General features: G+C 70.3%; 15 protein-coding genes and 1 pseudogene. 10 read left to right on the top strand and 6 right to left on the bottom strand.

Annotated elements, in window-relative coordinates; all coding sequences use genetic code 11:
• Nucleotides 1–309: 309 nt before the first annotated feature.
• The 9 genes and pseudogenes from rpmH (at nt 310) to ABME02_RS09550 (ending at nt 9,499) form a co-directional block, all read left to right on the top strand.
• The gene (rpmH, locus tag ABME02_RS09590; protein ID WP_064002918.1) at nt 310–447 is read left to right on the top strand and encodes a 50S ribosomal protein L34; all 138 of its coding nucleotides are present in this window, start codon (nt 310–312) and stop codon (nt 445–447) included.
• A gap of 8 nt (nt 448–455) precedes the next feature.
• Complete coding sequence (gene rnpA, locus ABME02_RS09585; RefSeq protein WP_353815068.1) at nt 456–863, top strand: ribonuclease P protein component; 408 nt, start codon at nt 456–458, stop codon at nt 861–863.
• Between the two features lies 1 nt (nt 864).
• Nucleotides 865–1,158 (top strand): annotated as a pseudogene (gene yidD / locus ABME02_RS09580) (membrane protein insertion efficiency factor YidD); the annotation flags it as partial.
• A gap of 237 nt (nt 1,159–1,395) precedes the next feature.
• Nucleotides 1,396–2,373, top strand: coding sequence for a membrane protein insertase YidC (yidC, locus tag ABME02_RS09575; RefSeq protein WP_353815067.1), 978 nt, complete (start codon nt 1,396–1,398; stop codon nt 2,371–2,373).
• A gap of 5 nt (nt 2,374–2,378) precedes the next feature.
• Complete coding sequence (locus ABME02_RS09570; protein ID WP_353815326.1) at nt 2,379–2,876, top strand: Jag family protein; 498 nt, start codon at nt 2,379–2,381, stop codon at nt 2,874–2,876.
• 26 nt (nt 2,877–2,902) lie between these two features.
• Nucleotides 2,903–3,559 carry a 16S rRNA (guanine(527)-N(7))-methyltransferase RsmG gene (gene rsmG / locus ABME02_RS09565; protein ID WP_353815066.1) on the top strand — a complete coding sequence of 219 codons (657 nt, stop codon included), beginning with the start codon at nt 2,903–2,905 and terminating at the stop codon, nt 3,557–3,559.
• An 82-nt stretch (nt 3,560–3,641) separates the two neighbouring features.
• Nucleotides 3,642–4,703 carry a S66 family peptidase gene (locus tag ABME02_RS09560; protein ID WP_353815065.1) on the top strand — a complete coding sequence of 354 codons (1,062 nt, stop codon included), beginning with the start codon at nt 3,642–3,644 and terminating at the stop codon, nt 4,701–4,703.
• 2,877 nt (nt 4,704–7,580) lie between these two features.
• The gene (locus ABME02_RS09555; RefSeq protein ID WP_353815325.1) at nt 7,581–8,522 is read left to right on the top strand and encodes a ParA family protein; all 942 of its coding nucleotides are present in this window, start codon (nt 7,581–7,583) and stop codon (nt 8,520–8,522) included.
• Complete coding sequence (locus ABME02_RS09550) at nt 8,522–9,499, top strand: ParB/RepB/Spo0J family partition protein (RefSeq protein ID WP_353815064.1); 978 nt, start codon at nt 8,522–8,524, stop codon at nt 9,497–9,499. The genes ABME02_RS09555 and ABME02_RS09550 overlap by 1 nt, the downstream gene beginning before the upstream one ends.
• A 43-nt stretch (nt 9,500–9,542) precedes the next feature.
• On the opposite strand, the gene ABME02_RS09545 is transcribed toward ABME02_RS09550, so the two are convergent.
• The 6 genes from ABME02_RS09545 to ABME02_RS09520 form a co-directional block, all read right to left on the bottom strand.
• The gene (locus tag ABME02_RS09545; protein WP_353815063.1) at nt 9,543–10,502 is read right to left on the bottom strand and encodes a D-alanine--D-alanine ligase family protein; all 960 of its coding nucleotides are present in this window, start codon (nt 10,500–10,502) and stop codon (nt 9,543–9,545) included.
• Between the two features lie 16 nt (nt 10,503–10,518).
• Nucleotides 10,519–11,841, bottom strand: a complete 1,323-nt coding sequence (locus tag ABME02_RS09540) for an aminotransferase-like domain-containing protein (RefSeq protein WP_353815062.1) — start codon at nt 11,839–11,841, stop codon at nt 10,519–10,521.
• A gap of 200 nt (nt 11,842–12,041) precedes the next feature.
• Nucleotides 12,042–12,365 carry a thioredoxin gene (trxA, locus tag ABME02_RS09535; RefSeq protein ID WP_129233079.1) on the bottom strand — a complete coding sequence of 108 codons (324 nt, stop codon included), beginning with the start codon at nt 12,363–12,365 and terminating at the stop codon, nt 12,042–12,044.
• 78 nt (nt 12,366–12,443) lie between these two features.
• Nucleotides 12,444–13,454: a thioredoxin-disulfide reductase gene (gene trxB / locus ABME02_RS09530; protein WP_353815061.1), complete on the bottom strand. Its 1,011-nt coding sequence runs from the start codon at nt 13,452–13,454 to the stop codon at nt 12,444–12,446.
• 174 nt (nt 13,455–13,628) lie between these two features.
• A complete protein-coding gene (murJ, locus tag ABME02_RS09525; RefSeq protein WP_353815060.1) occupies nt 13,629–15,251 on the bottom strand; it encodes a murein biosynthesis integral membrane protein MurJ in 1,623 nt (540 codons plus the stop codon).
• A complete protein-coding gene (locus ABME02_RS09520) occupies nt 15,244–17,406 on the bottom strand; it encodes a DUF6049 family protein (protein WP_353815059.1) in 2,163 nt (720 codons plus the stop codon). Before ABME02_RS09520 ends, murJ begins: the two co-directional genes overlap by 8 nt.
• 105 nt (nt 17,407–17,511) lie before the next feature.
• Here ABME02_RS09520 and ABME02_RS09515 point away from each other — a divergent pair, with 105 nt between their 5' ends.
• On the top strand, nt 17,512–18,945 hold the full coding sequence (locus ABME02_RS09515) for a CCA tRNA nucleotidyltransferase (protein WP_353815058.1): 1,434 nt from the start codon (nt 17,512–17,514) through the stop codon (nt 18,943–18,945).
• Nucleotides 18,946–19,026 lie beyond the last annotated feature (81 nt).

Raw genomic sequence — 19,026 nt, 5'->3', positions numbered from 1 at the left:
TGTGGGCAGAGTTGCGAGAACCGCGTGATTCCGCTGCACAGGCTGGGGATAACTGGTGTCACACGCTAGCGAATCGGACCTGCTCCGACAAATGCCCGGTGGGGGATCCCGAGCCTCAGCGGCGTGTCGTTCCGCGGAGGAACCTGTGGATCGGTGGAGAATGTCCGTTCCGATGTGCGCTCGGTTTGACCGTGGCATCCGCAAGCCGTAGTTTTAATCAGTTGACCGCAGCCCTTTCGGGCACCGAGTTCTCCCCGCCGGCGCACCTGTGACGCGTCCGTGCGCGGAATTTCCCAGCCGGAGAAGAAGATGAGCAAGCGTACGTTCCAGCCCAACAACCGTCGTCGCGCCAAGAAGCACGGCTTCCGCGCCCGCATGCGCACGCGTGCCGGCCGCGCGATCCTCTCGGCCCGCCGCTCCAAGGGCCGCACCGAGCTCTCCGCGTAAGTTCCTCGGTGCTCGCCAAAGCCAACCGCATCACGAGCGCCGATGACTACCGGTTCATCGTGCGCCGTGGTGCGAAGGTCGCCGGTGCCCACACCGTGAGCTACGTCCGCTCACGCGAGGCGGGTTCCGACGCGCGCTTCGGCGTCATCGTGTCCAAGAAGGTCGGCACGGCCGTCCGCCGCAACCTGGTTCGCCGGCGGATCAAGGCGGCCGGCCGCGAATTCGTCGACGGCGGCATCACCGCCGTCGACGTCGTCGTACGTGCGCTCCCCGCGGCGGCAAACGCCGGATTCGCCGATCTCCGCGACGAGCTCGGCGCGGCACTGGCCTCGCGAGCCGCTCGACGAGCCGCGGTCGCTCCGGTCCCACGCTCCGGAGCGTCGTCTCCGACCGTCGCCCCAGTGGAAGACCTCTGACGTGAAGAACCTCGCCTGGTTCGTCTGGCTCCTGCCCCGCAATGCGGGCGTGCTGCTCATCCGCGCCTACCGGGCCGTGGTCTCCCCGCTCTACGGCGACGTCTGCCGGTACTACCCCTCGTGCTCCGCCTACGGCCTCGGCGCCGTCCAGCACCGCGGCCTCGTCGTCGGTTCGGCACTCACCGCCTGGCGCATCGTGCGCTGCAACCCCTGGTCCGCGGGCGGCATCGACGACGTGCCCCTTCCACGGGTCCGTCGATTCCACGTCACCCGAGTCGGACTCGTGGTTCCGGCCGACTGGGCCGGCTCCCGCGGCCGCCACGTCGATCGTGACGGTCGTCGCCGTCGGGTCGCCGTGCCGCCGATCGCCGCGGCGGAGGTGCACGCCGGTCACGGCCACGAGGCATTCGACCACGCTGGCCGAACCCACGATCACACCCCGAACGTCGTCGACCCGGCATCCGCCTCGCCGAGCACCGGCGCCGCACCCGAACGCTCCCCCATCACGTCCCGGAAGGACTGACCCACCCCAATGGACATCTTCAGCATTCTCCTGTGGCCCATCAAATGGGTCATCGAGCTGATCCTCGTCGCGTTCCACTCGCTCTGGACGTTCCTCGGTCTGCCCTTCGATGCCGGTGTGACGTGGGTCCTCTCGATCGTGGGCCTCGTCGTGGTGGTTCGTGCCGCACTGATCCCGATCTTCGTCCGTCAGATCAAGAGCCAGCGGCGGATGCTCGAGGTAGCGCCGCAGCTGAAGAAGATCCAGGACAAGTACAAGGGCAAGAAGGACCAGTTCTCGCGCGAGGCGATGTCGCGCGAGACCATGGAGCTCTACAAGCGGACCGGCACCAACCCGCTGTCGTCGTGCCTGCCGCTCCTGCTGCAGATGCCGATCTTCTTCGGGCTCTTCTCGGTGCTGAACGACGCGTCCCGCAACGCGGAGCGCGGCGGCGTGGGCGTCCTCACCCCGGCACTGGCCGAGTCGTTCTCGAACGCCACGTTCCTCGGAGCCCCGCTGAACTCGACCTTCATCGGCGAGTGGAACGCCATGATCGCGGGCGATCCGTTCAGCGCGTCGACCATGTTCGTCGCCATCACGATGATCATCCTGATGACCGCCTCGCAGTTCATCACGCAGCTCCAGATCGTCTCGAAGAACATGTCGCCCGAGACCAAGGCGAGCCCGATGTTCCGGCAGCAGCGCATCCTGCTGTACCTGCTCCCGCTGGTCTTCGCATTCTCGGGTGTCGCCTTCCCGCTCGGCGTCATGTTCTACTGGCTGGTCTCGAACTTCTGGACGATGGGCCAGCAGTTCATCGTCATCCGCAACATGCCCACCCCCGGCAGCGATGCCGCCAAGGCCCGCGAGGCGCGCCTCGCCCGCAAGGGCAAGCTCGTCGTCGAGTCCAAGTCGGACGGCGACGACGCCGAGCCGCAGAAGCCCACCACGACGCAGCGCCAGCAGCCCATGGGCAAGAACCGCTCGAAGAAGCAGAACAGGAAGTGACCCCGATGACGGACGTCCAGCACGACGCCGCGACCCGGACCCTCGAACAGCTCGAGGAGGAGGGCGACATCGCGGCCGACTACATCGAGGAACTGCTCGACATCTGCGACCTCGACGGCGACATCGACATCGACGCGCGCAACGGTCGCGCGTACGTTTCGGTGCACGCGGCCGAGGCGGCCGACCTCGCCCTGCTCTCCCGTCCCGAGACGGTGACCGCGCTGCAGGAGCTCACCCGCCTCGCCGTGCAGACGAAGACCGGCGCGTTCTCGCGGCTCATCCTCGATGTCGGCGGATCGCGCGACGCGCGGCGCGACGAGCTCGGCCGACTGGTCGCTCGCGCCGCCGAGCGCCTCGACGGCGGCGCGTCCGAGGCGGCGCTCCCGCCGATGTCGTCGTACGAGCGCAAGCTCGTGCACGACCTCGTCGCGGAGCGCGGCCTGCACTCGGAGTCGCGCGGTGAGGGTGCGGACCGCCACACCGTCATCACCCGCGTCGGCTGATCCGCCGCCGCCGTTTCACGTGAAACATGACTGACTCGTCCTCGGACCTCTCCCCCGGACTCGAGCCCGAGCCCGCGGCTGCGGCGAGCGTGTTCGGCGATCGCCTCGACGTCGCACGCGACTTCACCGAGAACCTCGCCGCCCACGGCGAGGAGTTGGGCCTGATCGGACCGCTCGAGCTTCCTCGGCTGTGGACGCGTCACGTGGTCAACTCCGGCCTGGTGGCCCCGCTGCTCCGCCCGGGTCGCGTCGGCGATGTCGGCTCCGGGGCGGGGCTGCCCGGCCTCGTACTGGCCATCGCGCGCCCAGACGTTCACCTGACCCTCATCGAACCGATGGAGCGCCGGGTGGCATGGCTCGAGCGGCAGGTCGGCGAACTCGGGCTCGAGAACGTCGACGTGGTTCGTGCGCGCGCTGAGGAGGTCAAGCTCAAGGGCCGGCTCGACCAGGTCACGGCCCGGGCCGTGAGCGCGCTCCGGACCCTCATCCCCATCACCGCTCCCCTGCTCCGACCAGGTGGCGAACTCGTCCTGATGAAGGGCAGCGGGGTCGACGGCGAGATCGGCGCGGCCGAGAAGGCGATTCGCAAGTACCGCTTGACGGACGTCGAGGTGATGGTGCTCGGTGAGGGCATCGTCGACGACGTGACCCGCGTGTTCCGCGCGCGCGTTCCGGCGGAGTAGCCGACGCGTTGGTCGCCGGTTTCGTCGGCGGCATCGTTCGCTCCCTGTAGTCCCGAACGCCCGTGTGCGAGATGATCACGGCATGGCCGCGCACCAGTTGGTCCAGCCGCCGAAGGCCCGGCCGGGTGACCGGGTCGCCGTGCTCTCGCCGGCGTGGGCGGCCCCGGCGCACTTCCCTGCGATCCACGAGCAGGCGATGCGGCGACTCGAGGCGCTGACCGGACTCGTGCCGGTGGAGTACCCGACGACCGGTCGTCCCGATGCGAGTGCGACCGACCGTGCCGCGGACCTGATGGCGGCGTTCACCGACCCGTCCATGCGCGCCGTCCTCGCCACCATCGGAGGGGACGACCAGATCCTGGTCATCCCCCACCTGGACGCGGCCGCGGTGCGCGACGATCCGAAGCCGTTCATCGGGTACAGCGACAACACCAACCTGCACAACTGGCTCTGGTCCAACGGGATCGCGAGCTTCTACGGCGGCAGTACGCAGGTCCACCTCGGAGCAGGTGCCGGCATCGACGACATCCATGCGCGGTCTCTTCGTGCCGCGCTGATGGACGGCGGGAGGCTCGACGTGGTCGATCCGGGCGAGTCGGAGGACTTCGGCGTGCCGTGGACCGATCCGAGGTCGTTGTCGGAGTTCGGGAAGCGTGAGCCCACCGAGCCGTGGACCTGGGGCGGAGCGAACACTGCAGTGTCCGGCTCGACGTGGGGCGGATGCCTCGAGGTCATCGACCAATTGCTCGTCGCCGGGCGGTTCCCATTCGAGCCGGACGTGCTCGAAGAGTCGATCTTGCTGATCGAGACGAGCGAACTCCTGCCGCCGGCGGACTGGGTGACCCGCATCCTGCGTGCGATGGGCGAGCGCGGCCTGCTGGCACCCGTCGCGGGCGTGATCGCCGCCCGCCCTCCAGCGAGCTCCCTGGACGTGATGCCCGTGGATGTGGATCGGATCGCGTATCGCGCGGCACAGCGCGATGCGATCCTCGCAGTCTTCGCGCACTACAACCCGGACGCGGTCGTCTGCATCGGCCCACCATTCGGTCACACCCGACCTCAATGGATCCTTCCGCACGGTGGGGTCGTCTTGCTGGACCCCTCTGCGGCAACGATCACCGCAGACTACGGCCCCACCGCCTGATCGCGTCGCCCGCCCGTTTCACGTGAAACGGGCGGATGCGTCGTCTTTCGGCGGCGGGCCGATCTCCTCGGACGGTGCGCGCCGGCACGTGCCATGTTCCCGATCGCAGTGCTCGGCCGGGGCGGTTGGGACGAAGGTGCAGACGAAGTGCCGGGGTGTCGCCCCGCGATCCATCGGATCGAAGTGCGCACACAACGGCATCGTGAGGAGAGGCACCACATCTCCGACGCCGTGACCTCGCGAACCGTGACCACCGGAACCCGGCCTGACGGGGAATCAATGCGTCCAAAGCGGGCTCGAAGTGTTTCACGTGAAACACACCGGGTCACCGTCGAGACATGATCAGGCAGGCCAGGGGCTCGTTCAGCTCTCCACTCCGCGGTACGTCGACTACGTCGATGCGTCCGTCGACGACTGCACACCGTCGTCCTCACGAACCCGACGGACTTCCGTCCGCTTCCCGTCCGCTTCCTCTGCGTCCTTCATGTCCGTCGTCCCATCGTCCCTGTCTCCCTCGCCCCCTTCGCTTCGTTGGACCCGTCTTCTCCTCCGCTACCTCTTCTTCGCCTTCCTCCTCCTCCTCCTCCGCTTCTCTGGTCTCTCCTACCTGTCTCCCTCCTCTGTGTCTCCCTCCTCTGTCTCCCTCCTCTCTGTGTCGCTGTCTGTCTTCTCCGTCACTCAATCCCCACCGGCCCGGTCCATCACCCGGACTACTCACCCTTCGGCTCCTCACTCGGGATTCCACGCCGTGCCATCATGCAGGCGTGAACGTCGTCGGTCGCGCGAGATGCACGACGGAGTCGTGCATGAGCGGATCCATGCACTCGGAGCAACCGATCGAAGCCGCGACGCTCGTGGCGTCACGTTTCACGTGAAACGGCGGCACATGCGCAGTACCCCATGCCCATGCCGCGGGTGACTCGGTCGCGCCTTCGCCGGCTGGAACCGGAATCGCGAGTGCGACGCGGACATCGCCGCGCGTGCGAACACGGGGTATGGGCGACTCTGACTGTCCGCGAGCGTATGCATTCTCCCCAGACGTGGGCTGCCGTTGGGGTGCGCAGTGAGCACCTCTCCGCCATGCGCACAGGATCGGATGGCATGGGAGCAGGGTCACCGGGTCCACTCGAGCGCTCCCCCTCCTCCGGAAGGTGCTCCAGGCTGTTCGCGCGACATGTCGCGGCGCGGCGGAATAGGCGGAACGTGACGAATCCGACGACGCGTCCACCGGCATGATCACTCACGGACCTCATGGCCAACGTGACCAGGAGGCGCACCTCGCCGGGTATACGGAGATCCAGGCACGACCGAGCGCGCACGAACTGCCCCGGCTTCTCCGGTCGCCGCCCGGCTTCAGGGGCGCATCCATGTCCGACCCGAGCGAATTCCCACCGACCCGTGTGCCCGCCGCCGCGTTCCACGTGAAACGGCGTGAGCAGCCGGGCCGCGTCTCGACAGCGCGACGAACGGCCGACGGGCCGACTCTCGGAGCACCCTTTCGAACTCGGCGTCGGGGCTCCTCGCACGGTGCGCCGGTTCGCCGGATCCGCCGACCCGGTCAACGGGCGAGCGTGTCACCCGGGCCTTCCCCAGCAAACCAGGGTGGCACGTCCACGTACACACGCCTGCGCCGTCCCTGAGAGCCGATGCGTGTCCAGGCGCTGTGTCATGCCTCTGCGTTTCACGTGAAACGGTCGGTTGGAGTCGAACTCCGGCATGGTGACGACGAGATCGTGGATCCTCGGCGAAGCCGCTGCGTCGGTGTCCGCCGCGGCGATTAGGCTTGGGGCTCGGGGCGATCGCAGGGCATCGACGCGATCTCGGATGGGTCAGGAGTACGGCATGGCGAACGGTGGGCGCGGCTGGTTCCAGCGAAGGAAGCCGCAGTCCGATGCCGTCCAGCCGACGACCGGCTCGCGCGAACCGGAACTCACGAGGATCGAGGCGTACGAGGCGGAGCAGCGCGCCGAGGCAGCGGCCGAGGCTGCGAGGCGGCAGGCGATCGAGACCGGGCGGCCCGACTTCGACTCCCTCCTGCGTCCGGCGGCGGACGATGGAGGCGTACCGCGCCCGATGCCCCGTGCGGCGCAACCGGCGATGCCCGGCACAGTTCCAGCTCCGGTCGCGCCGACTGGCGCAGCGAGTGCTGACGACGACCCCGACCGCCGCTGGGCGCCGCCGGAGGAGTCGTGGCGTGCACCGACCGACGCCCGCCACGCCGTTCCGACGCCGACCGACGCACGCCCGGCCGGCGAGGCCGGACACGATGCCCGCCCGGCCGCGGAGGCGTCGACCACCGCGAGCAGAGACGCGACGGCGCGGACGGATTCATCGTCGCCCGACACAGGGCGCGCGAACGCACCGCGGGCGACGGCACGCTACGACTGGGATGCGGCGACGGCAGCCGCGCTCACCGACGAAGCAACGCCCTCGCAGGGGCCGGCCAATCAACCGCTCCCCCACAGCGACCCCGACAAGCTGCTCGAGGACATCATCCGCGAGATCGTCGGGGACGCGACGGCCGAGACTGTCTCGAGCCTTCACCAGCCGCGACCGCAGGCTGCGAGCCCGCAGGTCCCTGCGAGCGAGGCGAGCGGTCCAACGCCGCCGGCACCGGATGCTCCGGATGCCCCTGGTGCCGGCGCGGACGTCTTCCCGGACGAGGAGTCCGGCGCGACGCAGGATGAGATCGATCCTGCCGCCGAGGTCGCGGCCACCGAGGACGTTCCAGGACCGACGATCGACGCGGCATCCGCTCCCCCGGAGCCGTATGCTGTCGGGGCGGGTGAGGAGCCTCCAGCGGAGGCTGAAGCGGTAGACGCCGAACGTGCAGAGCCGGCAGCCCACCCCTATGCCGCAGCGACGAGTCACGCCGTCGTGGCCGGGCCACACGGGTCGGTTTCACGTGAAACACCAGAATCATACGGAGGAACTCCCCTGGCCGATCAGCTTGCCGACGAGACCCGACGCCGCCTCGCGCTCGACCAGGCCGTGCTGCCGCTTCCCGGGGCCACGCGCATCTTCACGATCTCGAACCAGAAGGGCGGCGTCGGGAAGACGACGTCGGCGGTGAACCTCGCGGCCGCGCTCGCGCGAGCGGGGGCCCACGTCCTCGTCGTCGACCTCGACCCGCAGGGCAACGCGTCGACGGCACTGGGAGTGGACCACCGCTCCGACCTGCAGAGCGTGTACGAGGTGCTCGTCGCCGATCTCCCGATCGCCGAGGTCGTGCAGCCCTCGACCGAGCACGACAACCTGGATTGCGTGCCCGCGACGATCCACCTCGCCGGAGCCGAGATCGAACTGGTCTCGCTGGTCGCCCGCGAGCAGCGGCTCCGCCGTGCACTCGATGCGCACCTCGCAGCCATGGAGCGCCCTTACGACTACGTGTTCATCGACTGCCCGCCGTCGCTCGGACTGCTCACGATCAACGCGTTCGTAGCTGCGCGAGAGGTGCTCATCCCCATCCAGTGCGAGTACTACGCGCTGGAGGGCCTGTCGCAGCTGCTGAGCAACATCGAGCTCATCGAGCGCCACCTGAATCCCGAGCTGCGCCTGACGACCATCCTCCTGACGATGTACGACTCGCGGACGAATCTCGCCCAGCAGGTGGCGCAGGAGGTCCGGGACCACTTCCCCACGCAGACGCTCGACACCATCATCCCCCGTTCCGTCCGGGTCTCCGAGGCTCCGAGCTACGGCCAGAGCGTGATCAGCTACGACTTCGCGTCGACCGGTTCCCTCTCCTATCGGGAGGCGGCGGCGGAGATCGCATGGCGTGGGGCGCAGAGCGTGTCAGAACAGAAGGAGTCACACTGATGGCGACCAAGCGCACCGGTCTCGGCCGCGGGATCGGCGCACTGATTCCGACCAACGAGGATGCGGCGCCGAAGGTCAGCCGTCCCGTCGACGTGTTCTTCCCCGACGGTGAGAAGCCGACGACCGCGGTCGCCGCGGTCGAGAACGCGGTCGAGGCCAACCTCGTCACGGTCCCCGGCGCTCACCTCGCCAGGCTCGACCCTGACGACATCGTTCCGAACGCGCAGCAGCCGCGATCGGTGTTCGATCCCGAGGATCTCGAGGAGCTCGTCCACTCGGTCCGCGAGTTCGGCGTCCTTCAGCCGATCGTGGTCCGCCCCCACCCCGATCAGCCCGGCAAGTACGAGCTCGTCATGGGCGAGCGTCGACTTCGCGCGACCAAGGCCGCCGGCCTCGACTCGATCCCCGCGGTCGTCAAGGACACGGCGAACGAGGCGATGCTCCGCGACGCACTCCTCGAGAACCTCCATCGCTCGCAGCTGAACCCGCTCGAGGAGGCATCCGCCTACCAGCAGTTGCTCGCCGACTTCGGGATCACGCAGGAGGAGCTTGCATCGAGGATCGGGCGATCCCGGCCGCAGATCTCGAACACGCTCCGGCTGCTGAAGCTGCCCGAGCCGGTCCAGGTGCGCGTCGCAGCGGGAGTCCTGAGCGCCGGCCACGCGAGGGCGATCCTCGCCGCAGGCGACCCGGAGGCGATGCAGCGCCTCGCAGACAAGATCGTCAACGAGGACCTCTCCGTGCGCGCCGCCGAGGCGATCGCGGCGTCGTCGCCGAAGCCGGCGCGCCTGAAGCCCGCGGCAGGCAAGCGCCAGGAGTTCCTCGACGACCTGTCGACGCGACTCGGTGATCGGCTCGACACGCGCGTGAAGATCTCGCTCGGCGCTCGGAAAGGCCAGATCAACATCGATTTCGCGACCGTTCAGGACCTTCGTCGCATCCTGTCGGAGCTCGGCGAGAACCTCGACGGGCTCTGAGCGGCCCGCGCCCGTTCCGAGCGGCCGGGACCGCAGCGGCGCGTCAGGCTCCGCGGTGTGCGGCCGTGCGGACCAACCCGTCGTAGACGGTCGCCGCATCCGTGTCGGACGCCTCGATGGCGAGGGGTACGAGCGAGGTCTCGGTGAGGCCGGGGAGCACGTTCGCCTCGAGGAACCACGGCGTGCCCTCGTCGTCGACGATGAGGTCGACCCGCGAGAGGTCGCGGAGGCCGAGCGTGCGATGAGCGGACAGGGCCGCGGCCGTCGCTCGCTCGACGTCCTCCTCGGAGAGGCGGCAGGGCGAGAAGAAGGTGGTCTCCCCCGCGTTGTAGCGTGCCTGGAACGAGTAGACGCCGGCCGACGGGACGATCTCGACCGCGGTGAGTGCACGCGGGGCGCCATCCGTCTCGACGATCGCCACCGCGAGTTCGGTGCCGATGACGCGTCGCTCGACCACCGCGACGTCGGCGTACGTGAACGCGTCGACCATCGCGCGCGGCAGGTCGGCGGGCGCCTCGACGATCGTCACGCCCTGTGCCGAGCCGCCTGATCCGGGCTTGACCACGAGGTCTCCGGGCAGCGCCTCGCGCACCACCCTGAGCACGCTCGCCGCACCGAGTTCGCGGAAGGCCTCGTGCGAGAGGACGATCGACTCGGGCACCGAACCGCCGGCGGCCGCGATGAGCGAACTGGCGACCGGCTTCGACCATGCCCGACGCGCGGCGGCGCCCGTCGAGCCGACGGTGGGGATCCGCAGCGCCGCGAGCAGTTCGAGGAGGGTGCCGTCCTCGCCGCTCGAGCCGTGCAGCGCGGGGAAGACCACGTCGGGTCGGTGCTCGGCGAGGTACGGCAGCAGTCCGAAGTCGGGATCGCGAAGTTCGACACGGTGGCCGGCCTCGGTGAGCGCGTCGGCCACGCGCCGCCCGGAGCGGAGCGAGACATCGCGCTCGTGCGAGATGCCCCCGGCGAGCACGACGACGGAAAGGCCGGTGGAATCGCTCATGATCAGGGGTTCTCCACTACTTGAGGTCGGTGGGCGGGGCCAGCTCGATGCCGGGCCGATCGGGGACTTGGAGCGTTCCGGTGCCGGCGAAGGTGTCGAGCAGGTCGAGCTCGCCGTTCACGACCGTCGCCAGGCGGCGGATGCCGAGGCGGATGGCGTCGGGGGTCGGATAGCAGAACGAGAGTCGCATCGCGTGCCGACCTCGACCGTCGGCGAAGAATGCGGTGCCCGGCGTATAGGCGACGAGCTCGCGGACGGCGCGCGGGAGCATCTGCTTCGAGTCGAGCACGTCGGGCAGCGTCACCCACACGTAGAACCCGCCGTTCGGGTTCGTCCACGAGAGCTGGGGCAGGTACTCCCCCAGTGCCTCGATCATCGCGTCCTTCCGTTCGCGGTAGACGCCGCGGAACGCGTCGATCTGTCCGCGCCAGTCCGCCTGCGAGAGGTACTCCGACACGACGAGCTGGCTGAACGAGGACGGCGAGAGGATCGCCGACTCGGCGGCGAGGATGAGCTTCTCACGGATGGCGTGGGGCGCGAGCGCCCACCCGACGCGGAAGCCGGGCGCGAGCGTCTTCGAGAAGGACCCGAGGTAGATCACGCCCTCTGGATCCATCGATCGCAGCGCGTCGGGCGCGGGCTGGTCGAAGTGCAGGAGGCCGTACGGGTTGTCCTCGAGCACGAGGATCTCGTTGGCCCGGCAGATCTCGAGGATCTCGGGCCGGCGCGCGGCCGAGAGCGTGACACCGGCGGGGTTGTGGAAGTTCGGGATCGTGTAGAGGAACTTGATCCGACGGCCCTGGCCGCGCAGGTGGGCGATGGTCTCGCGCAGCGCCTCGGGGATGAGGCCGTCGTCGTCCATGGCGACGTGCACCACGGAGGCCTGGTAGGACCGGAAGACGCCCATCGCGCCGACGTAGGAGGGCGCTTCGGCGAGCACGACGTCGCCCGGGTCGAGGAAGAGCTTCGCGACGAAGTCGAGCGCCTGCTGCGACCCGGTCGAGGTCACGACGTTGTCGACCGACGCGCGGATGCCCTCCAGGGACATGACCTCGAGGATGTGCTCGCGCAGCGACGGGACGCCCTGGCCGGAGCCGTACTGGAGCGCCACCGGGCCCTGCTCGCGCATCGTCCGCTCGAACGCCGAGGTGATGAGCTCCTGCGGGAGTGCGGACACGTATGGCATGCCTCCCGCGAGGGAGACGACCTCGGGGCGCGAGGCGACGGCGAACAGCGCGCGCACCTCGGAGGCGGCGAAGCCGGCGGCTCGGTCGGCGTAGTTCGCGTACCACGGATCGAGGTTGTTGCCGGCCCGTTGGGGCACTCCGTCAGAGGTCACTGCTGGTTCCGTTCTGCTCAGGCATTCCATGCTAGCCAGCCGGCCCGAGCCCGCTGAACCGGATGCCGCTGCGTGACGCGAACCGATCCGGGCCGCGGTGACGGTCCGCGCGACGGTGGGGTGTTCGGGCGGCGATGACGACGAAGGGCTGCAACCGCTCGGTGCGGTTGCAGCCCTTCGTGACGTCGGATGCGTCGGGATCAGCCGATGAACTCGGCGAGGTCCTGCTCGAGGATCGGCTTCGGCTTGGCGCCGATGACCGTGCGGACGACCTCGCCGCCCTTGAAGACCTTCATCGCGGGGATCGCGGTGATCTGGTACTTCATGGCGAGGCCCGGGTTCTCGTCGACGTTGAGCTTGACGATGTCGAGCTTGTCGGAGTGCTCGGTCGCGATCTGGTCGAGGATCGGGCTCACCGCGCGACACGGACCGCACCACTCGGCCCAGAAGTCGACGAGGACGGCCTTGTCGTTCTGCAGCACCTCCTGGTCGAAGGTGGCCTCGGACACTGCACGTGCAGTCATGGATATCTCCTTTGGTGGAAGCGATGACCGGAGCATCCGCCGGCATATGTCGATGCCGGCATCCGATCCGGAAGAGCGTCAGCGGGCGGCGTCGGCGAGGTCGACGGCGACGAGCTCATCGACCTCGGCGGCCTCGGCGGCGGCCGCAGCCGGCTCGCCGTCGGTGTCCTCGAGGGCCGCGAGGTAGTGCTCGGCGTCGAGTGCCGCGACCGTGCCGGATCCGGCCGCGGTGACGGCCTGGCGGTAGGTCGGGTCGATCACGTCGCCGGCCGCGAACACGCCGGGGACCGACGTGCGCGACGAGCGGCCGTCGACGGCGATGGTGCCCTCGGCGGTCAGGTCGAGCTTGCCGTGCACGAGGTGCGTGCGGGGGTCGTTGCCGATCGCGACGAACAGGCCGTCGAGGTCGAGCGCGCTGACGTCGCCCGAGACGGTGTCGCGCAACGTGACACCGGTTACGGCGGTGTCGCCGTGGATGGCATCGACGGCGGCGTTCCACACGAACTCGATCTTGGGGTTGTCGAACGCGCGCTGCTGCATGATCTTCGACGCCTTGAGCTGGTCGCGGCGGTGGATCACATAGACCTTGTCGGCGAATCGCGTGAGGAAGGTCGCCTCCTCCATGGCCGAGTCGCCGCCGCCCACCACCGCGATCGTCTTCTCGCGGAAGAAGAAACCGTCGCACGTGGCGCACCACGACAGCCCGTGGCCCGAGAGGCGCTCCTCTTCGGGCAGGCCGAGCTTGCGGTAGGCCGAGCCCGTTGCGAAGATGATCGACTTCGCCTCGTGCTCGCCCCCGTTGCCGAGCTTCACGCGCTTGACCGGACCCTCGACGTCGAGCTCGACGACATCGTCGTAGACGACCTCGGTGCCGAAGCGCTCCGCCTGGGCCTGCATCTTGCCCATCAGGTCGGGTCCCATGATCCCCTCGGGGAAGCCCGGGAAGTTCTCGACCTCGGTGGTGTTCATGAGCTCGCCGCCGATCTCGACGGAACTGGCGATCAGCAGCGGCTTCAGCTCGGCGCGGGCTGCGTAGATGGCGGCGGTGAAGCCCGCCGGACCAGACCCGATGATGATGATGTCGCGCAAACCCGCTCCTGTCGTTCCGTGCGATGCCTGCGGCATCCTACGTTCCGGATGCCACGACATGGTGAACACAGTCTAGGCGGCGCCTATTCCGGGCCCGATGGCGCTCACGGGCGGGTCACAGGCTGCGCGCGGCGGAGCGGATGGCCGGGGCTCGCGTCCCCGCGTCATCCGCCGTCATCGACGCCTCAGGCGGGCCACCACGGGCTCGGCGAAGCCGCGCAGCTCGGGCGAGCGCAGCAGCCAGAGGATGCCGCCGTAGAGCACGGCCATGGCCGTGCCGGTGATCGCCATCACGAGGATCGCACCCCAGCGGTCCGCGATCGCGAACCCGCCGGGGGCGAACCCGCCGAACGCCTGCACGATGGCCACGCCGGCGATCACGGGGACGATGACCGCGGCGAAGTCGCGCGCGAGGCTCGTGAGCACACGCCTCGCGTCGAGTCGCTCGAGCTTGGGCCGGAGCAGGAGCACGGCGAGGCCCAGTTGGATGGTGCCCGCGATCGTGGTCGACAGGGCGACGCCCACGGCGATCCACTCCACGGGGAGCAGGAGGCACGCCAGGGCGGCCAGGGTGAACACCACCACCTGGACGAGGGTGAACATGAACGGGGTCCTCGTGTCGCCGAGCGCGTAGAACGTGCGCTGCACGACGAAGAGGATGCTGAATCCGACGAGCCCCACCGCGAAGGCGATGATCACGTTGCCGAGCGCCGACGCGTTCGCGAAGTTGCCCGGCTGGAACACCGCGGCGAACGGGTACGCGACCACGACGAGCACGGCCGAGGCGAGCATGAGGATGAGGCCGACCGCACGAACCGCGCCCGAGAGGTCGGCGCGGACCCGGTCGAGCATGCCGTCCCGGGCGTGCTCGCTCATCCGCGTGAAGTAGGCGGTCGCGATCGAGACCGTGATCACCGAGTGCGGGAGCATGAAGATCAGCCAGGCGTTCTCGATCGCCGCGACCGAGGCGCCCTGCTCGGACGCCGTGCTGACGACCCGCGTCTGCACGATGCCGGCGAAGGTCGTGAGCAGGAGCATCCCGAACGTCCAGCCCGCCATGCGCCCGGCCGAGCGCAGTCCGACGCCGCGCCACTGGAAGTCCGGGCGGTAGCGCAGGCCGATCCGACGCCAGAACCAGAACAGCACGAGCGCCTGCGCGGCGATGCCCAGGGTCGCCGAGCCGGCGAGCAGGGCGATCATGCCCGGCGTCCAGTCGGAGGCGGAGCGGGTGCCGGCGGGGTCGAACCCGAAGAGCAGGCCGAACACCACGAGCCCGATGAGCGCGACCACGTTGTTCAGCACCGGGACCCAGGTGAACGGGCCGAAGCTGCGGCGGGCGTTCAGCACCTCGCCGAGCAGCGTGTAGAGGCCGTAGAAGAAGATCTGCGGCAGGCACCAGAACGCGAACGCGGTCGCGAGCGCGAGGGTGTCGGGTGCGAACCCGCCGCCGTAGAGCCAGGCAAGCGCCGGCGCGAGCGCCGTGGCGACCACCGTCGCCGCACCGATCACCACGAGCGCCAGGGTGACCAGCTTGTTGATGTAGGCGCTCCCCCCGTCGGCGTGCGATGCGGCGCGCACGATCTGCGGCACGAGCACCGCCGAGAGCACGCCCCCCGCGACGATCACGTAGACGGTGTTGGGGAGGCCGTTCGCCACTGCGAACGCGTCGGCGCTCGCCGAGCCCACGACGCCGATCGTCGCGGCGAGGACGATCGCCTTGAGGAACCCGAGGATGCGCGACACGATCGTGCCCGAAGCGAGGAACAGGCTCGCCCGGGCGATGCGGTCGTCAGCCATGCGTGGGGTCCTCCGGTCGTGCGGGTTCGGCTTCGGGTTGGGAGTCGGACTCGGGTGCGGGCTCGGTTCCGGAGTCGTGCGCGGCCTCGGACGTCGCGGCTGCGCGCTCGCGTCGACGGCGCAGGATCGTGCGCAGGATTCCGGCGCCGAAGACCACGACCGCGAGCACGGCCAGGATGGTCGCGCCGACGCCCTCCCAGTCGGCGTGGACGTTCGCTGGGATCCGGACGACCGAGCCGAGCGGCGTGCCGTCGGGCGAGGTGATGGAGACCTCGAGGTTCACCTCGCCGCTGCCGACGCCCGCCGCGACGGGCACCTGCACCGTCCGGCGGCTCTCGCCCTCGACGGTGGCCTCGACCGGTTCCTCGACGAGCAGCCGGCCGTTCGACGGGTCGACCGCGACGACGACGTCGACGGCGAACGGCAGGTCGTTCTCGATCGTGATCGGGATGCCGGTCTCGCTCGCCACCACGAGCACGCTGCTCGTCGGCACCACCGAGACCGAGTCGGTGATCGCCCGCTGGTCGATCAGCCACCGGCCGACCGCCTCGCTCCATTCGGTCGGCGTGTCCAGCCAGCCGACCGACAGGAGCTCGAGCAGGTCGCGGCGGGTCGGCGCGGTCAGGAGGGTCGGGTCGTCGAGCACGTCCGAGAACACCGCGACCGCCGCCTCCGCGCGGAGCAGGCGATCGACGTTGTCGATGCGCTGGGCGTCCTCGGGGAGCGACACGAGCGCGCGCGGGACCGGCGGCGCCCCGACGGCCTCGGCGAGGGTGGCCGGACGCGACCAGCTCGAACCGTCCAGCACGGCGAGGGTCGCGGCGACTCGATCCGCGTCGGCTCCGGCCGATCGAGCGAACGTGCCGACGAGGGTGGTGGACGCGTCGCCGGGTCCGACCGCCAGCTCGGCGAGCAGGCTCGCCGCGGCGCTGCGCCACTCGGCGTCGGTCTGGGCGGCCGCGGCGAGCCGGAGCGGGTTCTGCAGGCGCGCGTCGGCGACCACGGCGCCCCGGCCGTCGATCGTGGCCGCGGCGTTCGCGTCTCCGCCGGCCGACTCGACGTTCCCGGGTGCCAGGATCGCCGTCGTCAACCCGCCGGCGGCGAAGCGGTCGAGGTCGCCGGATGCCACGGTGTCGTCGGCAGGCCAGGCGAGGTCGGTCCGGGTGAAATCCCAATCGAGCAGTTCCGCATCCGTCGGTGCCTCCCCGGGTGCGGTCGTCGCGCCGGCGGGCCCCTGGACCGCGGCGAAGTCGGCGGGATCCACGACGTCGCCGAAGCCGAGCGGTTCGAGCGGGGCTTCGAGACCCGCCTGCGACTGGGCGGCGAGGTCGGCGTCGGCGTACGCGAGCGGGAACACCTCGTTGGGCATCTCCGCGAGCGCCTCGAGCCAGGCCACGGCCGACTCCGGCGCCGACGATCCGAGCGCGCGGATCGAGACGGGGATCCTGGGGTCGATGCCCACCGCCACGCCGGCTCCGGCGACGGCCTCGAGCTGGCGCGTCAGGAGACCGGTCGGGCCGGTCCAGGACTCGAGGCGGTCCGCGGGCAGGAGCCCGCCCTCGTTCACCGGTACCGTGAGCGGGTACGCGAGCGCGAGCGCGGGACGATCGTCGTCGGTCACCCGGGCGTTCGCCACGGCGGTGGTGTCGCCCGCGACATCCGCCCCACCCGATTCGAGCGACGCGGCGAGCCCCACCGCCGGGTCCCCCGCGTCCGTCGCGCTCGCGGGCAGGGTGAACTCGACGGTCGTGACGGCGCCCACGGGAAGCGCCGCGGTCTCGCGCTCGAGCACGGTCCGCGCGGAGGACGGCAGCCCGCCGTCGCTCGTCCATGCGTCGAGGTCGGCGTCGTCGTCGATCCCCGAGGCGGCGACACCGAGGGAGAGGGTGCCGGCCTCGATGGGGGCGTCGCCCCCGTTCACGATCTCGACGATCACGTCGAACGACGAGCCGGCGGTCACGGCGGCGCCGTCGGCGGGCGCGACGCTCACGCGGACTCCGCTCTCGGGTTCGGCCGCATGGGCGGCCGCGGCGCCCGTCGTGCCATCGAACGGCGCGACCGCGCCGGCGACCCCGAGGGCCACGGTCGCGGCCCCCGCGGACAGCGAGGCGAGGAGTCGGCGCAGGCGTCGAGGAGGGGTCGACTCGGCCGGCATGGAGGCGATTCTACGGGGACCGACCCGTGAGGTCGTGGGGCGGGAGCGGGGTGTGCGCGGGCGGCGACGAGGCGCCGCCCGCGGGGTCCTGCCTAACATGGAGCAATGCAGAGTGTCGCGGAGGCCCTCGACCGGCTCGCGGGTCTGGCGGCCTCGCCGACGGTCGCCACGCTCGCCGACGCCTTCCAGGCGGCCGGCTTCGAACTCGCCCTCGTCGGCGGACCGGTCCGCGACGCCTTCCTCGGCCGGTCGACCAACGACCTCGACTTCACCACGGATGCCACGCCCGACGAGATCCTCGCCGTCGTGAAGCCCGTCGCCGAGGCGCACTGGGACATCGGCCGAGCGTTCGGGACGATCGGCGCGATCGTGCAGGGGCACACGGTCGAGATCACGACCTACCGCGCCGACGCGTACGACGGCGCCTCGCGCAAGCCCGAGGTGGTCTTCGGGTCATCGCTCGAGGACGACCTCGTCCGCCGCGACTTCACCGTGAACGCGCTCGCGCTGCGCCTGCCGCAGCGCACGCTCGTCGACCCCTCGGGCGGCGTCGAGGACCTCATCGCGCAGGTGCTCCGGACGCCCGCCGAGCCCGAGGTCTCGTTCGGCGACGACCCGCTGCGGATGATGCGCGCCGCGCGCTTCGCGGCCCAGCTCGGGTTCGAGGTCGAACCGGGCACCCTCGCCGCGATGGCCGCGCTCGCGCCCGAGATCGACCGCATCTCCGCCGAGCGCGTGCGCGACGAGCTGTCGAAGCTGCTGTGCACGGGAGCGGCGAGCCGCGGCATCCGCCTGCTCGTCGACACCGGGCTCGCGGCCCGCGTGCTGCCCGAGGTCCCGGCGCTCCGGCTCGAGGTCGACGAGCACCACCACCACAAGGACGTCTACGAGCACAGCCTGACCGTGCTCGACCAGGCCGTCGACTACGAGGTCTCGCGAGGGGTGCTCGACTCCCCCGACCTCGTGGTGCGCCTGGCCGCGCTGCTGCACGACATCGGCAAGCCCGCGACGAGGCGGCTCGAACCGGGCGGTGCGGTCTCGTTCCACCACCACGACATGGTCGGCGCGAAGCTCGCGAAGAAGCGCCTGCGTGCGCTGCGGTTCGACAACGACACCATCAAGGCCGTGTCGCGGCTCATCGAGCTGCACCTGCGCTTCTTCGGGTACACGGATGGCGCGTGGTCCGACTCGGCGGTGCGCCGGTACGTGCGCGACGCGGGCGACCAGCTCGAGCGGCTCCACATCCTGACGCGGGCGGATGTCACGACCCGCAACCGTCGCAAGGCCGATCGCCTCGGGTTCGCGTACGACGACCTCGAGGAGCGCGTCGCCCGCCTCGCGGAGGAGGAGGAGCTCGCGGCGGTGCGGCCTGAGCTCGACGGCCAGCAGATCATGGAGATCCTCGGCATCCGCCCGGGTCCGGTGGTGGGCGAGGCCTACAAGCACCTGATCGAGGTGCGGCTCGACGAGGGCCCGATCGGCGAGGCTGCCGCGCGCGAGCGCCTGCTCGCCTGGTGGGCCGCGCGCGACGACGCCTGAACCCGTGCTCGCGCCGCCGTGCCACTGCGTCGCCTGCGCCCCCGCTCCCTGAGCTCCTCGGGGTCATCTCGCGCCACGATC

Source organism: Agromyces zhanjiangensis (assembly GCF_040496055.1).
GTDB lineage: Bacteria > Actinomycetota > Actinomycetes > Actinomycetales > Microbacteriaceae > Agromyces > Agromyces zhanjiangensis.
This window is presented reverse-complemented; position numbering and strand designations above follow the sequence as displayed.

Coding starts and splice junctions, on each gene's coding strand:
- rpmH (WP_064002918.1), top strand. CDS start 310: ATGAGCAAGCGTACGTTCCAGCCCAACAACCGTCGTCGCGCCAAGAAG.
- yidC (WP_353815067.1), top strand. CDS start 1,396: ATGGACATCTTCAGCATTCTCCTGTGGCCCATCAAATGGGTCATCGAG.
- ABME02_RS09570 (WP_353815326.1), top strand. CDS start 2,379: ATGACGGACGTCCAGCACGACGCCGCGACCCGGACCCTCGAACAGCTC.
- rsmG (WP_353815066.1), top strand. CDS start 2,903: ATGACTGACTCGTCCTCGGACCTCTCCCCCGGACTCGAGCCCGAGCCC.
- ABME02_RS09560 (WP_353815065.1), top strand. CDS start 3,642: ATGGCCGCGCACCAGTTGGTCCAGCCGCCGAAGGCCCGGCCGGGTGAC.
- ABME02_RS09550 (WP_353815064.1), top strand. CDS start 8,522: ATGGCGACCAAGCGCACCGGTCTCGGCCGCGGGATCGGCGCACTGATT.
- ABME02_RS09545 (WP_353815063.1), bottom strand. CDS start 10,502: ATGAGCGATTCCACCGGCCTTTCCGTCGTCGTGCTCGCCGGGGGCATC.
- trxA (WP_129233079.1), bottom strand. CDS start 12,365: ATGACTGCACGTGCAGTGTCCGAGGCCACCTTCGACCAGGAGGTGCTG.
- murJ (WP_353815060.1), bottom strand. CDS start 15,251: ATGGCTGACGACCGCATCGCCCGGGCGAGCCTGTTCCTCGCTTCGGGC.
- ABME02_RS09520 (WP_353815059.1), bottom strand. CDS start 17,406: ATGCCGGCCGAGTCGACCCCTCCTCGACGCCTGCGCCGACTCCTCGCC.
- ABME02_RS09515 (WP_353815058.1), top strand. CDS start 17,512: ATGCAGAGTGTCGCGGAGGCCCTCGACCGGCTCGCGGGTCTGGCGGCC.